At 43.3% G+C, this 22031-nt stretch carries 19 protein-coding genes; 2 read left to right on the forward strand and 17 right to left on the reverse strand.

The window, feature by feature from the left end; all coding sequences use genetic code 11:
- Nucleotides 1-81 precede the first annotated feature (81 nt).
- The 14 genes from ACYTXU_RS05180 to ACYTXU_RS05245 form a co-directional block, all read right to left on the reverse strand.
- On the reverse strand, nucleotides 82-723 hold the full coding sequence (locus tag ACYTXU_RS05180) for a methyltransferase family protein (RefSeq protein ID WP_012801238.1): 642 nt from the start codon (nucleotides 721-723) through the stop codon (nucleotides 82-84).
- Between the two features lie 26 nt (nucleotides 724-749).
- Complete coding sequence (locus ACYTXU_RS05185) at nucleotides 750-1034, reverse strand: DUF2933 domain-containing protein (RefSeq protein ID WP_012801237.1); 285 nt, start codon at nucleotides 1032-1034, stop codon at nucleotides 750-752.
- 293 nt (nucleotides 1035-1327) lie between these two features.
- Entirely contained in the window at nucleotides 1328-1681 is a 354-nt protein-coding gene (locus ACYTXU_RS05190) for a cupredoxin domain-containing protein (protein WP_012801235.1), read from the reverse strand.
- A gap of 24 nt (nucleotides 1682-1705) precedes the next feature.
- Nucleotides 1706-3931, reverse strand: a complete 2226-nt coding sequence (locus ACYTXU_RS05195; RefSeq protein ID WP_407635485.1) for a heavy metal translocating P-type ATPase — start codon at nucleotides 3929-3931, stop codon at nucleotides 1706-1708.
- A 71-nt stretch (nucleotides 3932-4002) separates the two neighbouring features.
- Nucleotides 4003-4431, reverse strand: coding sequence for a MerR family transcriptional regulator (locus tag ACYTXU_RS05200; RefSeq protein ID WP_012801233.1), 429 nt, complete (start codon nucleotides 4429-4431; stop codon nucleotides 4003-4005).
- A gap of 274 nt (nucleotides 4432-4705) precedes the next feature.
- Nucleotides 4706-7828, reverse strand: a complete 3123-nt coding sequence (locus ACYTXU_RS05205; RefSeq protein ID WP_462208891.1) for an efflux RND transporter permease subunit — start codon at nucleotides 7826-7828, stop codon at nucleotides 4706-4708.
- A complete protein-coding gene (locus ACYTXU_RS05210; RefSeq protein ID WP_462208893.1) occupies nucleotides 7821-9440 on the reverse strand; it encodes an efflux RND transporter periplasmic adaptor subunit in 1620 nt (539 codons plus the stop codon). The genes ACYTXU_RS05205 and ACYTXU_RS05210 overlap by 8 nt, the downstream gene beginning before the upstream one ends.
- Before the next feature lie 11 nt (nucleotides 9441-9451).
- Nucleotides 9452-10774 carry a TolC family protein gene (locus tag ACYTXU_RS05215; RefSeq protein WP_462208895.1) on the reverse strand — a complete coding sequence of 441 codons (1323 nt, stop codon included), beginning with the start codon at nucleotides 10772-10774 and terminating at the stop codon, nucleotides 9452-9454.
- Nucleotides 10771-11313 (reverse strand): DUF411 domain-containing protein, encoded by a 543-nt coding sequence (locus ACYTXU_RS05220; RefSeq protein WP_012801229.1) that lies wholly within the window; start codon nucleotides 11311-11313, stop codon nucleotides 10771-10773. Before ACYTXU_RS05220 ends, ACYTXU_RS05215 begins: the two co-directional genes overlap by 4 nt.
- A gap of 680 nt (nucleotides 11314-11993) precedes the next feature.
- Nucleotides 11994-13265, reverse strand: a complete 1272-nt coding sequence (locus tag ACYTXU_RS05225) for an APC family permease (RefSeq protein WP_462209358.1) — start codon at nucleotides 13263-13265, stop codon at nucleotides 11994-11996.
- Nucleotides 13266-13370: 105 nt separating this feature from the next.
- Nucleotides 13371-14120: a copper resistance protein B gene (locus ACYTXU_RS05230; RefSeq protein ID WP_012801226.1), complete on the reverse strand. Its 750-nt coding sequence runs from the start codon at nucleotides 14118-14120 to the stop codon at nucleotides 13371-13373.
- 9 nt (nucleotides 14121-14129) lie between these two features.
- Nucleotides 14130-15905 carry a copper resistance system multicopper oxidase gene (locus ACYTXU_RS05235; RefSeq protein ID WP_462208896.1) on the reverse strand — a complete coding sequence of 592 codons (1776 nt, stop codon included), beginning with the start codon at nucleotides 15903-15905 and terminating at the stop codon, nucleotides 14130-14132.
- A gap of 77 nt (nucleotides 15906-15982) precedes the next feature.
- On the reverse strand, nucleotides 15983-16531 hold the full coding sequence (locus tag ACYTXU_RS05240) for a c-type cytochrome (protein ID WP_012801224.1): 549 nt from the start codon (nucleotides 16529-16531) through the stop codon (nucleotides 15983-15985).
- A 32-nt stretch (nucleotides 16532-16563) separates the two neighbouring features.
- A complete protein-coding gene (locus tag ACYTXU_RS05245; protein ID WP_012801223.1) occupies nucleotides 16564-16854 on the reverse strand; it encodes a hypothetical protein in 291 nt (96 codons plus the stop codon).
- Between the two features lie 196 nt (nucleotides 16855-17050).
- Between ACYTXU_RS05245 and ACYTXU_RS05250 the strand changes: the two genes are divergently transcribed.
- On the forward strand, nucleotides 17051-17743 hold the full coding sequence (locus ACYTXU_RS05250) for a heavy metal response regulator transcription factor (protein ID WP_462208898.1): 693 nt from the start codon (nucleotides 17051-17053) through the stop codon (nucleotides 17741-17743).
- A gap of 31 nt (nucleotides 17744-17774) precedes the next feature.
- Nucleotides 17775-19127: a heavy metal sensor histidine kinase gene (locus ACYTXU_RS05255; RefSeq protein WP_462209360.1), complete on the forward strand. Its 1353-nt coding sequence runs from the start codon at nucleotides 17775-17777 to the stop codon at nucleotides 19125-19127.
- Nucleotides 19128-19183: 56 nt separating this feature from the next.
- Here the strand turns inward: ACYTXU_RS05255 and ACYTXU_RS05260 are convergent, their stop codons facing one another.
- The 3 genes from ACYTXU_RS05260 to ACYTXU_RS05270 form a co-directional block, all read right to left on the reverse strand.
- Entirely contained in the window at nucleotides 19184-20452 is a 1269-nt protein-coding gene (locus ACYTXU_RS05260; RefSeq protein WP_462209362.1) for a cation:proton antiporter, read from the reverse strand.
- 252 nt (nucleotides 20453-20704) lie between these two features.
- On the reverse strand, nucleotides 20705-21286 hold the full coding sequence (gene petA, locus ACYTXU_RS05265; RefSeq protein WP_462208900.1) for a ubiquinol-cytochrome c reductase iron-sulfur subunit: 582 nt from the start codon (nucleotides 21284-21286) through the stop codon (nucleotides 20705-20707).
- A 219-nt stretch (nucleotides 21287-21505) separates the two neighbouring features.
- The gene (locus ACYTXU_RS05270; RefSeq protein WP_012801218.1) at nucleotides 21506-22030 is read right to left on the reverse strand and encodes a c-type cytochrome; all 525 of its coding nucleotides are present in this window, start codon (nucleotides 22028-22030) and stop codon (nucleotides 21506-21508) included.
- Between the last annotated feature and the right edge of the window lies 1 nt (nucleotide 22031).

Below are 22031 nucleotides of genomic sequence, written 5' to 3' on the forward strand. Positions count from 1 at the left end.
TAAGGTTTGCGAATACCGCATCACTTGATCTAACCAGTTACTCTGAGCCACTTACCTCTTTGCAACAGTCCACTACCATAATCAAGTTTGATGAGATGTAAATAACGGAATCCAGCTAGGCGTCCGTCGCTTGTACTCTATATAATCTGCGCCAAACTCCTGTTGTGCCACCCGCTCTTCACGTTTTGCGAGGTGAACATAAACCAAAACCAGAACCGGAAACATGATCAAGGTTGGTAACGTTGGCCATTGCAATAGAAATCCGAACATAATCATAATGAATGCAAGATATTGTGGGTGGCGGCAACGCGCATACCAGCCAGTGGTGGCCAATGAGCGGGTTTGTTGTGCCTTGTGTAGAACGTTCCATGCCGAGGCCAATAAGAAGAAACCGAGTATAATCAGGATATTACTGGCAATATGCAATGGATCCCAATGGGGATTGCCTTCAATACCTAAAAGGGTATGCAGTAGATGGCCGTTCTCATGGGAAAGGAAATCAATATCAGGATACTTTTCAGTTAACCAGCCTGAGAGAAAATAAATAGTTAGTGGGAATCCGTACATCTCGGTAAACAAGGCAATAACAAATGCAGAGAAGGCACCAAAGCTACGCCAATCAGTTTTTGTTTTCGGCTTGGTAAAACTAAATGCAAAGAAAATAAATATTGCTGAATTGAGTATTACTAGTGTCCATAGGCCATAACCTGACTCTCCGTGCATTATTTTTCTCCTATTCTCTGTTGGGGTTAATCATGATGAGGATGTTCTTGCTCTCGGCGACCCTTTTCTAAGCCACATTGATTGGCATCTTGCTTGGACTCGTCCTTATACTGGTCATGGCGGTTATCGTGCCCTCCGTGTCCACCATGCATAAACAAATGCATAAATAGACAAGCCAAAAGAATCAGGAAGGGTGAATACTGCCAGACATGTTGTCTGTGCTCGACTAGTAAAAAGTAGGTTGCTGCAGCTATTAGCCCTAGGGCGGCTAAGCCTTTTGGGGTAAACCAGAATGATTTTTGTATTGCCATATCACACCTCAGTTGTGTTACTAAAAATCGTTGTCCGTTGCTCTGTTTTTCTCATGAACCCGCGGTAAATCATTGTTCGGTACAATTCTTCGCTATCAGTATTTACATACCCTGTATCGACAAACAGCTGCACTACCTGCTCTTCCTCAGTGTATATCTCCTTTTGAATACGCCTGATCAAGTGGTCTTCGAAAAAGCTATTTAAATAATAGCCTCGACTACGGACCGGGTGTAGGGTACATCGTCTTATCCCGTTTATTATCAAGGCTTTTTCTGCTACTTTCCTCATTATGTTATTGCGCTACAATTTGTCCGCGGTACATCTGCATCTGACAATGAAAGTCGTATTCGCCCGCTTTCAAGCTGGACAATTGGATTGTTTTTATCTTATTCAGCGGCAAAGTCTCGCTGATTTGCAGCTTAGGAATCAACAAAGTTTCAGAGCATGGTGATTGATCCTTGCGGATAAACTTGATTTCAACCACAGAACCAGCTGGAACTTTAATGCGCGACGGTGAGTAGGTACCGTTTTCCACGGTAATAAGCAGATCGTTGTCACCTAGCACGGCTTCTTTTGGCTTGTAAAGCCAGAACCACCACATAATCAGGGCAATTAACACCAAACCTGTAATATTGATCAATAACATGTTGCTTTCCTTCTACTCTTGAAATTAGTGTTCCTGCGCTTTAAATAAACGCAGTCGGTTGGCATTAGTCACGACGGTTAGTGATGAAAATGCCATCGCAGCTCCTGCGATAACAGGGTTTAGTAACATGCCCAAAAACGGATACAAAACTCCAGCCGCGAAGGGCACACCAGCCACGTTATAGATAAAGGCACCGAATAAATTCTGTTTAATATTGCGCAATGTCGCCTTGCTAACAGCTATGGCATCGGCAAGGCCGTGCAGCGAACCGCGCATCAAAGTGATGTCCGCACTTTCAATGGCCACATCAGTACCCGTACCGATGGCAAAACCGACATTAGCAATCGCTAAAGCAGGGGCATCATTGATGCCGTCACCTGTCATACCTACTACTTCGCCTTCCATTTGCAACTCTTGCACCTTCTTGGATTTTTCTTCGGGCAATACTTCGGCAAAAAATTCTTTTATACCCGCTTTTTCCGCTACGGCTTTGGCTGTGGCTCGATTATCACCAGTAAGCATAACCACCCGGATGCCGTTATGCTGGAGGCGCTTAATGGCAGCAATTGAGTCTTCTTTGATAGGATCGGCCACGGCAATAATGGCTGCTAATTGATTATCTACCGCAAAATACATTGGTGTTTTTGCATCGGAAGCCAATGATTGAGCTTTTTCAATGAAGGTTCCAAGATAAATATTTCGTTCGTGCATGAGTTTTTCATTGCCAAACAACAGAGTTTTACCCTCCACTTCGGCCTGCACCCCATGTCCGGCAATGGCGTTAAAATTGGATACCTTGCCAGTTTCGATACCTCTATCCTTAGCACTCTCTACAATAGCCATAGCTAAAGGATGCTCAGAGCCTGACTCAAGCGTTGCAGCCAACCGTAAAACGGACTGCTGATCATGCTCACCGGCCACCAGCACATCGGTGACCTTGGGAGCTCCCAAGGTAATGGTACCGGTTTTATCAAGAACCATTGCCGATATCTTCGATGCCATTTGCAAGGCTTCTCCGTTACGAATTAATACACCTGCCTCCGCTGCCTTACCTACACCCACCATCACCGACATTGGTGTTGCCAGTCCCAGCGCGCAGGGGCAAGCGATAATCAAGACCGTAGTAGCTGATACAATGGCGAAAGCTACTGCCGGTTCAGGTCCAAAATTAAGCCAAGTCAAGGCGCTTATTACAGCAATAATCATAACCACCGGTACAAAATATGCTGAAATCACATCAGCTAGGCGGCCAATAGGAGGTTTAGAATTTTGCGCGCGCTTTACCATATTGATAATCTGCGCTAATGCAGTGTCTTTGCCAACCCGCGTAGCTTTAAAAAGAATCGAACCAGATTTATTAATGGTGCCCGCTGCTATGGTATCACCCTGGCTCTTTTCAACCGGCATTGGCTCGCCAGTTAGCATTGATTCGTCAATTGCTGTATGCCCTTCAATCACCTCTCCATCAACAGGAATTTTTTCACCCGGACGTACCCTCACTACATCATCTATTAAGACCTGGTCAATGGCGATATCCAACTCTTTGCCATCACGGACCACTCGAGCCGTTTTTGCCTGCAGTCCGATCAGTCTCTTGATAGCATCCGAAGTCCGACCACGTGCTTTAATTTCCAGCGCTAGACCAAGGTCAATCAAGCCTATAATTATCGCAGTAGCCTCGAAGTAAACATGGCGTGCCTGATCGGGTACACTGCCTGGAAAAAATACCACTACCATTGAGTACAACCATGCAGTGCCGGTTCCAAGCGCTATCAGCGTATCCATATTGGCGGAATGATTAAGAAAGGACTTCCAGGCACCGACAAAAAAATGTTTACCAGAAAAGTAGAGAACACCAAATGTCAATATGCCCACTATTAGCCACGCTATACGCTCTGTTGTAGTGTTAACGTTAACTTCACCAGTAATTAGTGCGTAGGCCATTAAGGGGATACCCAGTGAGAGGGCAATCCAAGTTTCCTTCACCAAACGCTTATAATAAACTTGATCGGCTTTTTCTTTTTCCTTTAATGCATCATCTTCGCTCTCAATAGCGGTAAGTTTGGCATTATAACCGGCCTTTTCTACCGCCTTAATTAAAGCAGATGCCTCTACATTGCCAGTCACGCTTACTGTACGCTGAGCAAAATTCATCTCAGCACTCTCAACTCCAGGAATAGCCAACAATGCCCTTTCAATTTTTCTGACGCAGCTACCACAACTCGCTCCTTCAACCAACAGTTCCAACATACCGACCTGAGCACCCTGCTCTTCGCTTTTCACAGTCACAAAGGAACTGATATTTTCTTGCCTATGTTCTTTCATACTGATGCATTCTCCACTTGTCGAGCACTAAACTCCTCAATTAAATAACAGATCATTTTTCCTGTAGGAGCTTGATCTGGTTTATCTTTCCAAATCTTTAGTGCAGTTTTTATCTTTGTTCTGAGTAAAGCAGTTTCACGAAATCTCTGCTCGGTTCCACGTAATCTAAGTTCCATTATCCTCCTTGTTGTTGGGCAAGGAGTTTTTTGCATATCGGCCTCCTTAAGAATCTGACCAATATCGTTAACCGAAAAACCTATCTGTCTGGCGCTCAGAATAAAGCGAAGCCTTTGCCAGTCTTTCTTGCAAAACTCTTTATACCCATTTCTTGGGTTTTTGATGGGTTTCAAATACCCAATCCGAGTGTAATAACGTACCGTGTCCGGTGTTATATCAAGGCTGGTGGCTAGCTCTCTTACTCGCATAACTATTCCTCTAAAACAGGACTTATATTTTTAAATCCCTGAAATTAAGTGTCGCTTGACAGTCTACTACCTGCGTGCAGCACATAGGTCAACTGCAATAACTCAGAAGACATACACGATAGAAATAAACAGCACCTGACTCTAATCTTCTGCCTCTTATAGTAACGTGTAAGCAACACCTTCCTTTTGATCTAGATCATTGCTCCTGATACAATTCTTAAGATTGACAACACATGCTTTCCTGATGGTGCGTCCTTGCACCTGAATAAAAGCACTAATCACGTAACACACGTTCACGCCACAAAAAGTAAACTGCTGGTAATACCAGCAAAGTCAAAAGAACCGCACTAAGCATGCCACCAACCATAGGTGCTGCAATACGACTCATTACTTCTGAGCCAGTACCACTACCGTACATGATCGGTAATAAGCCAACAACAATTGCCGCCGCTGTCATCATCACTGGTCGTACACGTTGCCCTGCACCATGCAACACTGCATGATGCAACTCATCTCGTTTTGGTGTAGTACCTTCAGCTTCACATTCTATCTGCATGCGGACATAAGCCTGATTAAGATATACCAGCATAATGACACCAATCTCCACCGCAACCCCAGCGAGAGCAATAAAGCCTACTCCCACGGCCACTGAAAAGTTATAGCCAAGTAGATACATAAGCCAGAAAGAGCCAATCATGGCCAACGGTAAAGTACCCATAATAATGGCTACTTCAGCAAAACTTCGGAAGTTCATATACAGCAATACTATAATGATGAGTAAAGTCAAAGGCACAACATAGGTTAGCTTTTCTTTGGCCCGAAGCATGTATTCGTACTGACCAGACCAGGTCACAGAGTAACCTGCCGGCAAATCTAGCCGTTGCTGAACAGTTTCCATTGCAGCTTTCACGTACGTTCCTACGTCCACATTCTCAATATCCACAAAGGTCCAGCCATTAAGCCGTGCGTTTTCACTTTTAATGGCTGGAGGACCGTCCTCAACGTAAATTTTCGCCACATCTGCTAACGCGATACGTTGACCGCTGGATGTAACTATCGGTAATAATCCGATCTGCTCCGGTGAGTTGCGATAGTCTTGTGGATAGCGCAGGTTCACTGGATACCGCTCCAAACCTTCTACTGTCTGTGTCACATTCATGCCACCTATAGCGGTTGCAACTACTTGTTGTACATCAGCAATATTGAGTCCATATCTGGCTGCTTTCTCGCGCTGAATGTCTACCTTAATGTAGCGTCCGCCAGCTACTCGCTCAGAATAGACAGAGGCGGTACCGGGTACATCCTTTAGAATCTGCTCCAGTTGCTGGCCAATTTGTTGAATTTCTTTTAGTTCCTCACCCGCGACCTTTATACCTACTGGTGTTTTGATACCGGTAGCAAGCATATCGATGCGGGTCTTGATTGGCATTACCCAAGCGTTAGTTAAACCAGGAAATTTTATCAGCGCATCCATTTCCTTTTTGAGCTTATCGGTAGTCATACCCTCTCGCCATTCGTTCTTGGGTTTCAGTTGTATGAACGTTTCAATCATAGTTAGCGGTGCAGGGTCAGTAGCTGTTTCAGCACGGCCAATCTTTCCAAAGACTGTTTTAACTTCAGGGATAGTGGCAATCAACTTATCTGTTTGTTGCAGAACTTCACGAGCCTTACCAATCGACAAACCTGGATAGGTAGTAGGCATATACATTAAGTCTCCTTCGTCCAAGTTAGGGATAAATTCGCTCCCAATTTTATTGACTGGCCAGAACCCTACTAAAGTTAATAATAAAGCTAGGGCTAATGTTACTTTGGGAAAGCGTAGGACTGTTTTTAATGCGGGCATATAGAGCCCCGTGAGAACCCGATTAATGGGGTTTTTGTTTTCAGGTAATATCTTTCCGCGGATAAAGTACCCCATCAGTACAGGAACTAGCGTTACTGCAAGCGCAGCACTGGCTGCCATCGCATAAGTCTTGGTAAATGCCAAAGGGCTAAACATTCGCCCCTCTTGAGCTTCCAAGGTAAAGACCGGAACAAAACTCACTGTGATAATCAACAAACTAAAGAATAATGCAGGCCCCACTTCAGCAGCCGATTCTGTTACTATTTGCCAACGGTTTTTGTCTGTTAGCGGAGTTCTCTCCATGTGTTTGTGCATGTTCTCAATCATCACAATAGCACCGTCGATCATAGCCCCAATGGCAATAGCAATACCTCCCAATGACATGATATTGGCATTTAACCCCTGCCAATGCATAACGATAAAAGCTGTCAGAATTCCGACCGGTAAGCTAATTATCGCAACCAAAGAAGAACGAATATGAAATAGAAAGATCATGCATACTAAAGCTACTACTAAAAACTCCTCGAGTAACTTATGCCAAAGATTTTCGACTGCTCGTTCGATTAGTCCTGAGCGGTCATAAACGGTAACCACTTCCACGCCCTCGGGCAACCCAGCCTTAAGTTTCTCAAGTTTAGCTTTAACACCATTGATAGTTTTCTGCGCGTTTTCACCCATACGCATCACAACGATGCCACCAACGGTTTCACCCTCACCGTTGAGTTCCGCTATACCACGGCGAATCTGTGGCCCTACTTCAATTTCTGCTACGTCCCTTAGTAGTAAAGGCGTACCATTACTGTCAACCCCAAGCGGGATGGTTGCCAAATCTTCAATTCCTTGAATATAACCACTTGCACGTATCATATATTCGGCTTCTGCCATCTCTATCACTGAGGCCCCCACTTCCTGATTACCACGTTTAATTGCTGTTTGAATATGAGATAGAGGGATACCGAAAGCACGTAATTTCTCAGGGTTTACTTTTACCTGATACTGCTTGACCATACCGCCAAGTGAAGAGACTTCTGAAACACCTGGAACGGTTTGTAACTCGTACTTCAAAAACCAGTCCTGCAGACTACGTAACTGGCTAAGATCGTGTTTACCGGTGCGGTCAACCAAAGCGTATAAGTAAACCCAACCAACACCGGTAGCATCCGGGCCCAATTGTGGGCGGGCGCTGGTTGGTAATGTTGGTGCAACTTGTGACAGATACTCCAGGACTCGTGAGCGCGCCCAATAAGCATCTGTGTCTTCATCGAAGATAACGTACACATATGAATCACCAAAGAAGGAATATCCACGTACAGTCACAGCACCGGGGACTGAAAGCATAGAGGTGGTAAGAGGGTAAGTTACCTGATCCTCCACTACCTGTGGTGCTTGGCCGGGATAGCTGGTTTTGATGATGACCTGTACATCCGACAAATCGGGGAGAGCGTCCACTGGCGTATTCTTAAGGGAATACAGGCCAATGCCTACAAGCATTAAAGTGGCCAATAGCACAAAGAAACGGTTGCGGATGGACCAACGGATCACTGACTCAATCATGATATTGCCCCTTTTGTTCGTGATTGTCGTGATTCATATTTTCATGCTGATTGGATTCTAGTATTGGTGTTTCACCGTGACTCATACCCTTGTGTTGGCTATGATTCATTTCAATAGGGTTAGAGTCCTCTGTTGCCTCTTGGTCTAGGATCTGTATCTCGGTCAAGCGGTAATCATCACTACTGTATTTGGTGAGCTTCACATGCAAGCGCATTCCCTGTTTGAGAGTATCAATATCTACCCCTGTAGCAATGTTAAAGTCCATGGTCATCGCAGGCCATTTCCAGTCGGGAATTGCCTCATGCTTTAAGGTTATCATACGATGACCAGGCATGAGACTCTCAACTTGCGCTTCAGTCCAGACCGAATTGACCTCGGTATTAGCTTCTTTGTTTGCCCCGCTGTCCTGCTGAGTCATACGCATGAAATCAGAGGTTTTACTTGATTCCGAGTCTATCAGGAATTGTGCAGAGGTGACGATGCGCTCACCGGCATTTAGACCACTAGTAATCTCTAGCTTTCGAACGCCTTCTCGACCCACATCAACGGCCACTGATTTAAACTTGCCATCGCCGAGCGCTAACACTACTCTAGCTTGCCCCCCAGTTCGAATTAGGGCTTCTCGCGGAATTAGCAGTGCTTCCGATCCCTTCCGAGTGTTAATCTCCATCTGTGCAAACATACCAGGTTTTAGTAAGGTATCAGAATTATTGACCTGCACCCGAACTTGTGCGGTTCGAGTCTTTGTGTTTAAAGAGGGATAAACATAATCAACCTGGCCTGTCCATTCACGACCAGGCAGATAGTCCAACCACAGACTTACCTGATCGCCCTCTTGGACCAAACTTGCCTGACGTTCAAATACCTCTCCAATGACCCAAAGATGCTCAAGCTGGCCGATACTCATCAAGCTCATACCAGGATTAATAAACATACCTTCTCGCACCGCGAGGCTATCCAATACCCCAGATTGTGGCGCGGTAATGGTAATAGTCTGAGTAACCTTTCGAGTTTTTCGCAGCCTATCAATGTCAGCCTGCGCTACCTGAAGCGCTAACAACCTTTGAACAGCTGCATTTATTAATACCTGATTACCTCGTTTCGATGCCAAGAGTAACTCTTCCTGAGCGTTAACAAGTGTGGGTGAATATAGGCTATATAAAGGCTCACCCGCCTTAACCGGATCACCAATCGCCCGTACATAGAGTTTTTCGACCCAGCCTTCTACTCGTGGACTGATATGAACCAGTTTGTTCTCGTTGTACTGAACATAACCGACGGTTTGAACATTAAGACTCAGTCGCCCGGATTGCACAGTCGCAGTGCGCACCCCAAGATTGTTGGTTACCTCTGGGGAGATTAAGACGGTGCCGACTTCACCATTATCGCTACCACTCTCATACACAGGGATTAAGTCCATCCCCATTGGTGATTTTCCAGGTTTGTCACGCTTATAATTTGCATCCATCGGAGCCACCCAGTAAATAGGTTTGCGCTCATCGTTTGAAGCTGTTGAGATCGTTTCATTATTGCTACTCAGTAGCCAAACGGCAGATGCACCAAGTAAGGCACTAACTAACGCGACCATTAGGGTTTTCTGTACTGCTTTCATGTTAAACTCCTTTAAAACGATATTACTGACCGAGCATCATCTGACTCTTGAGTAAGTAAGTAATTGATTTGGGCGATAGTTTTTTGACGTTCAACTGCAATGGCTAGCGCGTCAATCTTGGCATTTAGCTCAGCGATTCTGGCTCGCACAGCTTCGGAAAAGTCACCATCGTCATTTTTGTAGCCACTCAGCGAAGCCTCAGCCTGCTCTGCCATTTGGGGCAGTAATTGTTCAGTATAAAGCGCGTGGCGTTCATCAAGACGTTCCAGTTCTGCACTTGCAGTTTCCAATTCCGCCATCAGTCTACGGCCTAGCAAGTACTTCTCAGCTTTAATAGCCTCAGTCCGGTTTACCGCTGCGCTAACCTCCTGATCCTGCCGGTTATCTGTAAAAATAGGCAGATCGAAACTAACGCCAATAGAGAACAAATCTGCTCTATCACGCCCGAGTGGATCGCTGGCCCTATAGCCATATTGGGCTGTAACCCCCCACTCAGGTTTGTATTTCTGTTTAGCAAGCTCAATACTCGTTTGTGTTGCGTTGATTCTTTGTCCCAACGCTTTCAATGCTGGATGATGGCTAATCAATTTGTACTGCATATTCTCACTGTCCTGCGCATTGGTGGGAACTACCAGCGACTTCGAGATGGAGTTTGATGGCAATGACGAGCTCAAGCGTACCGTAGCATATACACCAATCCATTCGGACAGTCGCTTCTGTGCACTCTCCTGTTGTTGCTTGAGCACTGTTAGCCGATCAGATAATTGTGTCAGCTCCAGTTGCGCACGAATAATATCCTGCTGGTGTGCCCGCCCTAGAGCTGAGGAGTAACTGGATTCAGCTGCATCTGCTAATTGCTCAAACAATGCGCGGTCTAGTTCGATCAATCGAATACTCTCCTGTGCCTTGAACACTTCAAGCCATAGTTGAGTTACCATGGCGGTTACTTTAGCTCGTCGATCAAGTCGTAAGAACGGATGCTGCATTGCAAGCTGCTTTTTCTGCTTCTTAGCTAATACGAGACTATCTCCACGTGGAAACATTTGGCTAATACCCACCGACAATTGGGTCATAGCTTCTTGGTTAGTATCAAAGCTATCTACAGGAAAGTTTCCCGCCATAAGGCTCATGCGCGGATCTGGTAAACTTGATGAGGCAATAGCTTCGTTATTTAGTGCTTCTTCGGTATATTTACTGCTGCGGAGCCAAGGATCAGTTTCAATAGCAATTCTCACCGTATCTTCTAACGTTAGGCTTTCTGGAACAAATTCAGCGACAGCTCTCTCTACTCCAATGCCAAGTAGTGCGATAAGAATTGTAGTAAGTATTTTCATGGGTTCATTTCCTGTTTTTCTTCTAACTGATATTGCTGGTGTTTGCTATCAACTTGCATAAATACCTCAGAAGTGCCGTCTTTTTTCATAAGCAATATCTGATAAGGCATAAACTTATTGCCAAACTCCATTCCTGGACTACCTACTGGCATAGCAGGCACAGACAGCCCTATAGAATCACTTGGTGGATTGGCCAAAAATTGCTGAATATAACGAATGGAAATGTGGCCCTCAAAGACGTAACCATCTGAAGATACAGCTGTATGGCACGAGCGTAAATTGGGTGCTATTCCAAATCGCTCTTTTACAGCTAATAAATCATTTGGATGTTGGGTCATGACTTTATACCCACCCACTTCAAGGTGATCGATCCATTTTTTACAGCAACCGCACGATTGACTTTTATAAACCGTTACCGTTTCAATATCTGTGGTAGTTTGTTCAGAAGTGTGTGAGTTACTGGACTCCTGATTGCAGCCTACAAGAAAAACGAATATTGGTAGCCATATCATCAAACCTTTCAAAATAAATCGAAGCATACTGCCTCCTGTTTCAATGCCATTTCTAATGGCACATACATTAATATGTAACTAATCATTTAAACCAATCTATGATTAATAGTAAGAGTGTTGTTTATATAAAGAATAGAATGAAAGTAATTTATATTCGATTAAATAGGAGGTTTTATAAGAGGGAAATAAGGAGGGGGTGAGAATAAAAAGATTTGCGAACAAGCAGCGTCAGAATAACTCATAGTATCTAACTGTAAATTTTCTACATATTGTATGATGGGCAAACAACCACCCATAAAGCAATCACCTTCTATTTGATCCCCAGAACAACATATATGAGTATTCTTTTCTGCCTCTGAATAAGTATGAGCTAAGTGTGCTTGGCTATTCAAAGAATCAACAGTATATGTTGAGTCAAGAGACACATTACAATAGTCGGAAGTAGCTGAAACATTATTCACAACGAAAATTATGAATAGTGTAAAGCAGAATCCACGTACATCTATCGTCAACCAAGTCACCTAAATATTATCTATAATAGAAACTAGCATAAATACGATAATCTTTACTAAAAAGACAGATACGCTAGTAAAAACACGTAAGTACTATAACAGATTACAACTTACTCAATTATTACCCCAAGGTTACATTTGTGTAATCTTAAGTTATTACCTACAGCCATTCGGGAATAAACAGTAAGTACAGACCTAGTGATCATGCTGTTTGCTACCTGTGCTTGCTGTAGAATGTCTCAGAAAAAATAGCTCGGCAATGGCAATGACAAGCATTGTTGCTACCGCAACCCCAATTACAAACGGATCGGTGTTAATTTTGACCCAAACAAAACCACCAAGCGCGAGTAAATCCAGTAGAATGGCCGTGGCTGGGACCCACGCTTTAGCTTTCACGTCCTCCCGTAAATAACGAAGAATCCCCCAATGAATAGCAACATCCATAATTAGGTAGAATACAATACCCAAAGCAGCAATCCGTGAAAGATCAAAAAAGGCTGTCAGGAATAGTCCAAGAGCTACTGTATAGACCAAGGTATGCTTTTGGATATTGCCAGGCATACCAAGGTGACTATGGGGAACCAATTTCATCTCGGTCAGCATGGCCAACATACGTGATACTGCAAAAATACTGGCGAGAATGCCGCCTGCCGTTGCCGTCATGGCTATAGCGACCGTAAACCAGACACCGTAATCGCCCAGTGCTGGGCGTGCTGCCGCTGCAAGGGAGTAATCTTGTGTTTCAATGATTTCTGCTAATGATAAATTGCTAGCTACGGCAAAACCAACCAGTGTGTAAATGACCACACAGATCACAATAGAGATTATAATGGCACGACTGATATTCCGATGAGGCTCTTTCACTTCAGAGCCACTGTTTGTGATAGTTGTGAAGCCTTTAAAAGCCAGTATGCCGAGAGCGGTTGCTCCAAGGAAGTTACCGATGCTTCCTGTTTCTCCCGAGGTTGAGAAGTCAACTGACAGGCTATCAGCAATCCAAACTCCCGCCAGTCCGAAAATCAATATCCCTCCAATTTTCAGAAACCCGATGAATGATGCAGTACCTTGTATCATCCGATTGCCAAGCAGATTGAGTAAAAAAGCTGCCAGTATTAGCGATACACCCAGAATGGGTACCATGCGACCAGTCTCATCCCCCCCAAAAAGCTGCATCGTATAGGCTCCGAAAGTACGAGCCAAAAAGCTCTGAGCAATTACCATCGAAAAATACATTAGTAGAGCATTAAATGCGGTGGGCAGACGGTTACCATAAGCTTTATGTAGATACATACCGATGCCACCAGCGGAAGGCCAGGTATTAGAAATCTTTATATAGGAATACGCGCTGAAACTTATAATCACGGCAGCGGCGAGAAACGCAAGTGGAAAAAGAACCCCTGTCATCTGAGCCATCTGCCCCGTAAGCGCAAATATACCCGCACCAATCATGACTCCAGTTCCAAGCATCACAGTTCCGGATAACGTTAAGCTTTCTTTTTGATATTCTGTTGTTCGGTTTTTTTCCACAACCGTCCCTCTAGATTTGAATTGTATCAATAATTAAAGTATTGGCTAAAACCACAGTCGAACCCCTATCATGATACCAGTTTCTGATACGTTTTTTCCTTCAGCCTTTATTTGTTCGGCCATATCTCCCAATGCTCGACTCCAGTAAACGCCTATGTAAGGTGCGAATTCTCTGGACAGTTCATAGCGATAACGCAATCCGAGACGAATGTTGTTTAAACCTTTAGGGCGCTTGTACTCTTCAGCGTCACTTAATGATGCAGCCATTTCTATACGTGGCTGTATATACGACACTTGAGACAAACGTACATCATATTCAGCCTCTAGACTCATAGAAATATCACCATCTTCATTTATCGTAATGGAGTTATCCATTTCAAACTGATATGGTGCTAACCCGAATAAACTAAACACCAAGTAGTTTTCACGATTGGCATCCGAACCTACTGTTCCGCGAGTACCAACACCTCCTTGTAATTCCCAGAATGGAGAAATTAAATGACTAGCTAGCAACTCTGTACTCTCTAGATATACAGGCTCGCCATCATCCCATGTACTTTCTCCTTCACTTTTGAAATATATGCGATTCTCATCACCACCATACCAAGCTAGCATATCCCATACCAACTGATCATCATCATTATTCGTGCGAATAACTTCGAGTCGATCAAATAGAACTTGCCCAGTTCTATACTCTTTTATAGGCTCTGGCCAATTATCTTCAGCATGATTGGCGAATGCGGAAGCGCACATTCCTGCCAGCCCAAGGATTATAAAATTATTTAGTACTTTCATGGCATTTTCTCAGCTAACATTGACAACTCGGAACATTCCCGCCTTCATGTGATAAAGGAGATGACAATGAAAGGCCCAACTACCACGAGAGTCAGCACTAATTAGTAATGAGACAATCTCGCTGGGTTTGAGACTCATAGTATGTTTTCTTGGTCGAGGATACTGCCCATTCTCAAGTTCCATCCACATACCATGCAAATGAATTGGATGCTCCATCATAGTATCATTTACCATGATCAAACGCAGACGCTCACCATAGCTAAACTTTACTGGCCCATCGACTTCGGTAAACTTCACACCATCAAAAGACCACATGTACCTTTCCATATTGCCTGTAAGGTGGAGCTCGATTTCACGCGCCGGTTCCCTTTCATCAGGCCAAGAATGGGCACCAATAAGATCACCATAAACCAAAACGCGATGACTTACACCGTCAAGACCCACACCTGCTTCGTTCAACCGACTGACAGGATTTCTGGCAATCATAGCTGCACCCGAGCCATGTTCATCCTCTGCATGCTTGAAATCCAAGTCGGGAGCTGATGGTGGAGATGCTCTCTTAGCCATTTTTTTACCATGGTCCTCATGCTTCTGATGATGGGACGTCATGCTGGATTGACTTCTTTCAGAAAAATCCATATTTATATCATCCTTTTCATGCGACATCCCCATAGCTGCCATATCTCGTTCTGGCACTGGCCGCAATTCGGGAACTGCCGCCTCTAGGCCTAATTCTGTTGCTAACGTGCCACGCACATAGCCACTACGATCCATGCTTTCTGCAAATAAAGTATAAGCTTTACCACCTTTCGGTTGCACAATAACATCATAGGTTTCCGCCACACCGATTCGAAACTCATCTATTGTGACTGGCTTTACAGGCTGACCATCTGCAGAAACCACAGTCATTTCCAAGCCAGGAATTCGAAAGTCAAAAAAAGACATGGCAGAGCCGTTAATAACTCTTAGCCTAATTTTTTCACCAGGTTTATATAGAGCCGTCCAGTTAGATTCGTTATCAAGACCATTCATAAGATAGGTATAGGAGGAGGCAGTTACATCCAAAAGATCCCGCGAGCTCATACGCATTCTGTTCCACATGGCTCGCTCTTCCCAAGTTTTTCCTAGCCCCTGACGACGGATATCGTTTAGAGTGTCACTTAATGTTCGTTGCTGGTAATTATAATATCCTTCAGCCACTTTCAGGTTGCGGAATACCTCATAAGGGTCTTCAAATGTCCAATCACTTAGAATAATAACGTGTTCTCTATCCGCACCTAAATCCTCATCGGCTGGGTCAATCACAAGAGGGCCCAGGTGGCCTAGCTGTTCCTGCAGTCCTGAGTGACTGTGATACCAATATGTTCCATTTTGCTTAACATCGAACTCGTAGTGGAAGGTCTCTCCCGGCTTTATACCGGGAAAGCTAACTCCAGGAACACCATCCATGTTCTCTGGGAGAATAATGCCATGCCAGTGAATTGATGTATCCTCATCAAGAGCGTTGGTGACATTCAGCCGGGCTCTTTGCCCTTCTTTCAATCTTATTAGGGGACCGGGCATACTTCCGTTAATGGTTATTGGTCTACCAACTTGGCCACCGATACTCATTTCTTCTTGATGAATATGCAGATCTACAACGCTATCTAACTTGATCTTATCACCATAGCTTCGCCCGGCTGAATTGGCCCAGGTGGGTACTATTCTAGCTAAGGCAAACACAGCCCCTGCTCCAACAACGGACTTGATAAACCGTCTACGGTCTTGTTTGATTGGCTTGTCCATCGCATCATGTCCTCATCATTTACAGTCTTGTATTTAACTCCGGCATTTTATTTGTAGTAATATTAGATATTCTTCTGTTAATGAACATCTTGACTCGCAGTTCCGCGAGCAGTCAAAATTTGGTATTGCTCAGGCGACAAGTCTGGAAGACGTTGTAAGAAAGCCACCATATTCCAGATCCGTTCATCGTCATGCCCTACACCCCAGGCAGGCATACCTGAAGCCTTGATACCATGTTTAATGATCCAAAAACGCCGCCGAGCCTGTTCATCCGATGCAACAATTTGCTGCACGGTATCGGTTAGGTTTGGAGGTGCCGGGTAAAGCCCTAAGGCAAGATCGCTCTCAACTTTACCTGGTTTTAGGTGGCAGCCTGAGCACATATCATTATAATCTGCTCCACCTACCAATAAACGGTTAGGATTATCAAGATCGGGCGGTACCTTAATATTAGAGGAAGCTCGTGAAATTGAGCGCTCACGTAAAGTTTCTAAAGCCCAGTAAGTGAAGCCATTATGTTGATTGTCAGCACCAACTTGGTAGAACCCAGAATACAAGAAGCCTATACCACCCACAACAGCTACACCAATAGTAATAACTATACACTTAACGCACGAAACAGCCATGTTGCCTCCTTAGTAAGACACATATGCTAGACTTAATGCTGATGTTTTTTTGAAGATTCTGTTCCCTCAGTTTTACTACCATGCTCATTATATTCTGAGCCTATGTCTTCTTGGTCATGCTTCATTTCCTGTTGACACTTTTTCATCATGGCTTGAATTACGGGATCTTTCATATCCATTTTTGAGTGTTCATCAGCTTTCATGCTCTCACAGTTAGGTTTTTCAACTTCTTTCATATGCTCTTTCGGATCGTGAGCTTGAACAGATGATGTGAATACTAGAACAGATATAGTTAAAACGATATTAAACAATTGATGTTTCATTAAATGACTCCTTGGTCGTATCTTAATATTTTCTGCACACCAGTTATTCTTTAGCGTGCTAACTACTTTCGTAGTAATATATCAAATATCAGTAACAGTTAGATGACTCCATGATTACAAAAATGTAATCTTTAGGTAATCTTGTGGTTGGATCAGTTTGTTTAAAATATTGACGAGATATATAACGAGAGTATTTATGAAGCTACTACTGGTTGAGGACGAACCGAAAACAGGGGATTACTTGCGACAAGGCTTAGGTGAAGCTGGCTTCGTGGTTGTCCTTGTACGAAATGGGCTTGATGGTCACCATTTAGCTATGACCGAATCCTTTGACCTGATAATTCTTGATGTAATGCTTCCTGACGTAGACGGTTGGCAAATAGTAAAAGCACTGCGCCAAATCGGAGGCCGAACACCAGTATTGTTTCTTACTGCTCGTGATAGTGTAGATGACCGCGTCAAAGGGCTGGAGCTTGGCGCAGATGACTATTTAGTGAAACCTTTTGCATTTGCTGAGCTTCTAGCTCGTGTACGTACATTATTACGAAGAGGAGCCTCTCCGCCAAGCTCAAATCAACTCAAGATCTCCGATCTTACCCTTGACCTAATCAAGCATCGAGTCGAACGGTCAGGCTACAAAATCAACCTAAGTCACAAGGAGTTCTGCCTTTTGGAATTGTTAGTAAGGCGCCAAGGTGAGGTGTTACCACGCTCACTTATTGCTTCGCAGGTATGGGACATGAACTTTGATTCGGACACTAATGTCATTGATGTAGCCATTCGACGATTAAGAGCCAAAATCGACGACAACTTTGAAACAAAACTAATTCATACCGTGCGAGGTATGGGTTACATGCTAGATGCTGAATCAGATAATGATTTTGCCTGAACGAAGACCTCTATCGTTAACTACAAGAGTCATGGTCTTTGTTGCACTGGCTATTGGCGTCAGCTTGCTACTGATCGGCAGTTTAGTTTTAAGTACAGTAGAGCGGCATTTTGCTGAGCAGGACGCAGAAGAGTTAACGGTAATAAACAGTGCAATATTTGAAGCCATACAAAGCACAGAAGAGTTATACCAGCAACAGAATACCTTATCTAATGCAGTATCCGGACATCATGGTGTATACTTTGAGGTCTGGGGAGACGATGGCACCCAGCCAATATTTAATACACCCGATGTCGATTTCTCAGAGATTATTTCAACATTACCACCGGTAAACCCTATTCAAGCAGAAGGCTTAAGTGCTTGGAAGAGAAATGGAAAAACCTATCGTGGTGTTGTCACAAGCCTTATCAGTAATGGCAAAGAATACAGAGTTGTAACAGGAATCGACATGAGCTTTCACATACAGTTTTTGTCAGGATTTCGTCGTAGTTTGTGGCTAATTATGTTATTCACTGGCGGGATTACTCTCCTTGCCACCTGGTTAGGAGTTCATCAGGGACATGCTCCTTTACGTGGGCTTTCCGAGAACATGCGTAAAATTCAAGTTGATCGCCTCCATGTACGACTAAACATTAATACGTTACCCTTAGAGTTGCAGGACCTTGCTACCGCATTTAATCAGATGATGGAGAGATTAGAAGAAAGTTTTGCTCGTCTATCACATTTTTCTGCAGATATAGCACACGAATTGAGAACCCCTCTGACTAATCTAATCACCCAAACACAGGTAGTATTAGGAAAGGCTAGAACCCTCAACGAATATCGTGAATTACTCTACTCAAATTTAGAGGAGCAAGAACGCCTAGCCAAGATGGTCAACGACATGCTTTGGCTAGCAAAAAGTGACCATGGCTTTCTCAAACCCACTCTAGTGAACTTAGATCTAGCTGGTGAAATAAAAGACTTGTTTGAATTCTTTGAAGCATTAGCAGATGAAAAAAATATTAGTCTGTCTCTAGAGGGCCAGGCTTCATCTATTCATTGTGATCGTTCCATGATTCGCAGAGCCATATCAAACCTTTTATCAAATGCTATTCGTCATACTCCTGAAGGTCAATGGATTAAAATTCAGCTTAACACACCAACGGAAGACGAAGTATCTCTTAGTGTGATTAACCCAGCCTCCCCAATCTCCACGGAACACCTTCCAAGAGTGTTCGATCGTTTTTATCGTGCAGATCCATCAAGAAAGCGACAAAGTGAAGGGGTAGGATTGGGGTTAGCAATAGTACGCTCTATTGTTGATGCGCACAGAGGATATGTCGAGGCAGCTTCGAACCAGAATACAACCACCTTTACACTTTTTTTACCAAAATCAAAGTGAACTTAGTGAATTGCTCCTCGTCCCTACTGGCAAAGACTTTTTAACTTCCATAAAACTCACTCAAGATTATTCCCACCAGCATCATTTGCTCTTTTTTTCTTTACCTGTTGAGAAAGGAGAAGTCTAAAACCTATGGGAGCTACTAAGGTAGTAATAATCGCCACAAGGACAATGGTTGAGAATAAGTTTTCCACAATCTGAGAGCTACTAGTGTCACTCACTTCAAATAAGCCTGCTCTCAACGCAATACCAGCAATAATCAACTCCACTACACCACGCGAACTCATTGCAACCCCCACCGAGACTGACTGCCTTATTGAATAGCCAAAAAGATAACATGGAATGGCTGCACCTAAGATTTTACCGAGAAACGCGATAGTAATTAAAGTAATCAAAAATAAAGGTGTTTCTGTAATCGCTGACAATTCTATTTCCATCCCAATCGATGCAAAAAATATTGGAGCTAAAAAACCTGTAGTGATCGCAGAAACTTTCTTTTTTACGTCTTTAAAAACTTTTTGATTAATGGTATTCCGTCCAAAAGAAAGTCCTGCTGCAAACGCGCCCAGAATAAAATGTAGCCCCAGTACTTCGGCGATCATAGCAAATATAGTACCAAGGATTAAGAGGAAACTGAAAACCATCTCTTCAATCCCGAGACGGTTAATATAACGTGCTGTTGGCTTTACTAGCCATCGTCCCAAGAAATATACGAGAGAGACAAATAAAAACGTTTGACCAAATATGATTATAATGTCATTAGCACTAGGTAGTCTCCCTGTATTTAAAATTGCTGTAAGTATACTTAGTAAAATCAAACTAAGAAGATCATCAATAACTGCTGCTGAGACAATCAGCTTTCCTATAGCAGTCTTTAACATCTTCATATCAATAAGAACTTTAATTGTAACTGGAACTGCGGTTATTGCGAGTGCTGTTCCGACAAAAAAGGATTGTGCAAATTGGAACTCCGAACTGGGAAGCCATAGCCAGGCTATTCCAAACCCTGACACCAAAGGAATAAGCATGGCCAAAATTGCAACTGACAAAGCAGTAAAGCGAGACTCCAGCAATTCTTGAGGTTGCATTTCAAGACCACCTAGAAGCATGAGAAAGAAAATCCCTAAGTCGGCTAAAGTCATAAAGTGATGACTATCGTTAAGATTAAATAATTCCCAGTCCTTACCAATCCAGCCAATCAACACCCCAAGCATGACACCTGCAATAATTTCACCGGCTAGTACAGGCAAACTGAGTCGTGCCGCTATCGCACCACATAGCCGGGTAATAACAAGCAATATAAAAATAATCCATAGCGTTTCCATCAATAATTATTCCTGTGATTATTAGTTAGTTAATCAATGTTCTCCATGTCGATACCAAATATAGTTGATCAGCAACATAATATACAACGGAAACTATTGCCTAGTTAAATAGCCTGATGGTTCGCCAGAGCAAACAAAAGGTGTTAATCGAGAGGGTATATCTGAAAGTTGTTAGCGAGCAAATAATCCAAGGAGAACTCTCCTTATAAACGTCAGTTAAGTTTCTCATCTATTCATGTTTCGTTCTCATTTTCAAACTGGTCTCTGATGAACGCCAATCTCCAACAGGTTTTCGTCTACATAACGGTGAGGTGGAATAATCAAATTTGATGGTGCGGGTACACTTTTATAAACTCGCCCTGCCAAATCGAATTTGGAACCATGGCAAGGACAAAAGTACATTGCGTGGTAGTCATCCTGAACCCCATAAGGTTGATATTTAGGCACACAACCAAGATGAGTGCATATGCCAACTACAACTAAGATTTCATCTCGAATACTACGCAATGAATTTCGCGCATACTCGGGTTGATGTTCAATAATTGAGTCAGGGTCACGCAATCGGGTAATATGATTAGTATTACTTAAGCCTTTGACTTGTTCTTCCGTTCTTCTTAGAACCCAAACAGGTTTGCTTCGCCATTTTACGGTCACCATAAACCCCGGATCAATTTTTGATACATCAACCTTTACAGGCGCTCCTTCAGCCCTAGTCTGCGCACTCGGATTCCAAGACTTAATAAAAGGTATAGAAAGACCCACCAATCCGGCCCCTGCTATAAAAGAAGTTGCTATGGTAAGAAATCGTCGCTTACCATGGTTAGCTGAATTCATAGTATTTCACCTAATAGACTTTAAATAGACTGATGTGTTCCATATCTATGCATCACAACAACTATTGTGTTTGTAATGTTAATTTTTTTATACACTTAATAGTGTAGCTTTTCACACTCGTCAAACTCTTCGTGTTTCAAAACCAAGCATTAATCGAATACATGCTTTACTCTACACACAGGTCAAGCTGATACAATAACTTGACCTGTGGCTCTGTGTTTACTTTTCAAGATATTCTATAATCGATTCAATTTGTTCCTCACTCAGTGATATTCTTGGCATTGCTGAAGCAGGATTATTAAACTGTGGGTTTTTTAACTTAGCTTTAACAAAATCCTTTCCTCTTTGAGCAACAATATTATCGAGAGCGGGACCTATGCTCCCACCAGAACCATCGAAGCTATGACAGCCCATACACCCAAATCGGGAAACAAGAGTTCGTCCATCGGGTAATTCATCCAAAGCGGATTCAGATTTTTGACTAGCGCTTTCTGACGGTTCCAACATGTCCTGAATGTATTTTTCTAAAACACGTGCTTCTTCGCCTGTAAGGTGCCCTTTCTCTCGCATATGAGGAACTATCACCGACCAGTCCGCTCCTGTAAACTCCTGAATAGGACGTGGATTGTGGCAACGAGCACAATTGTCATTATATATTTCTGCGCCACTACCTACTTCTACTCCATGAGCCTGAATAGAGATAACAGCAAAAGTGACTGTAAAAAATAATTTAGCGAAATTCATT

The organism is Kangiella sp. M94 (assembly GCF_054926195.1).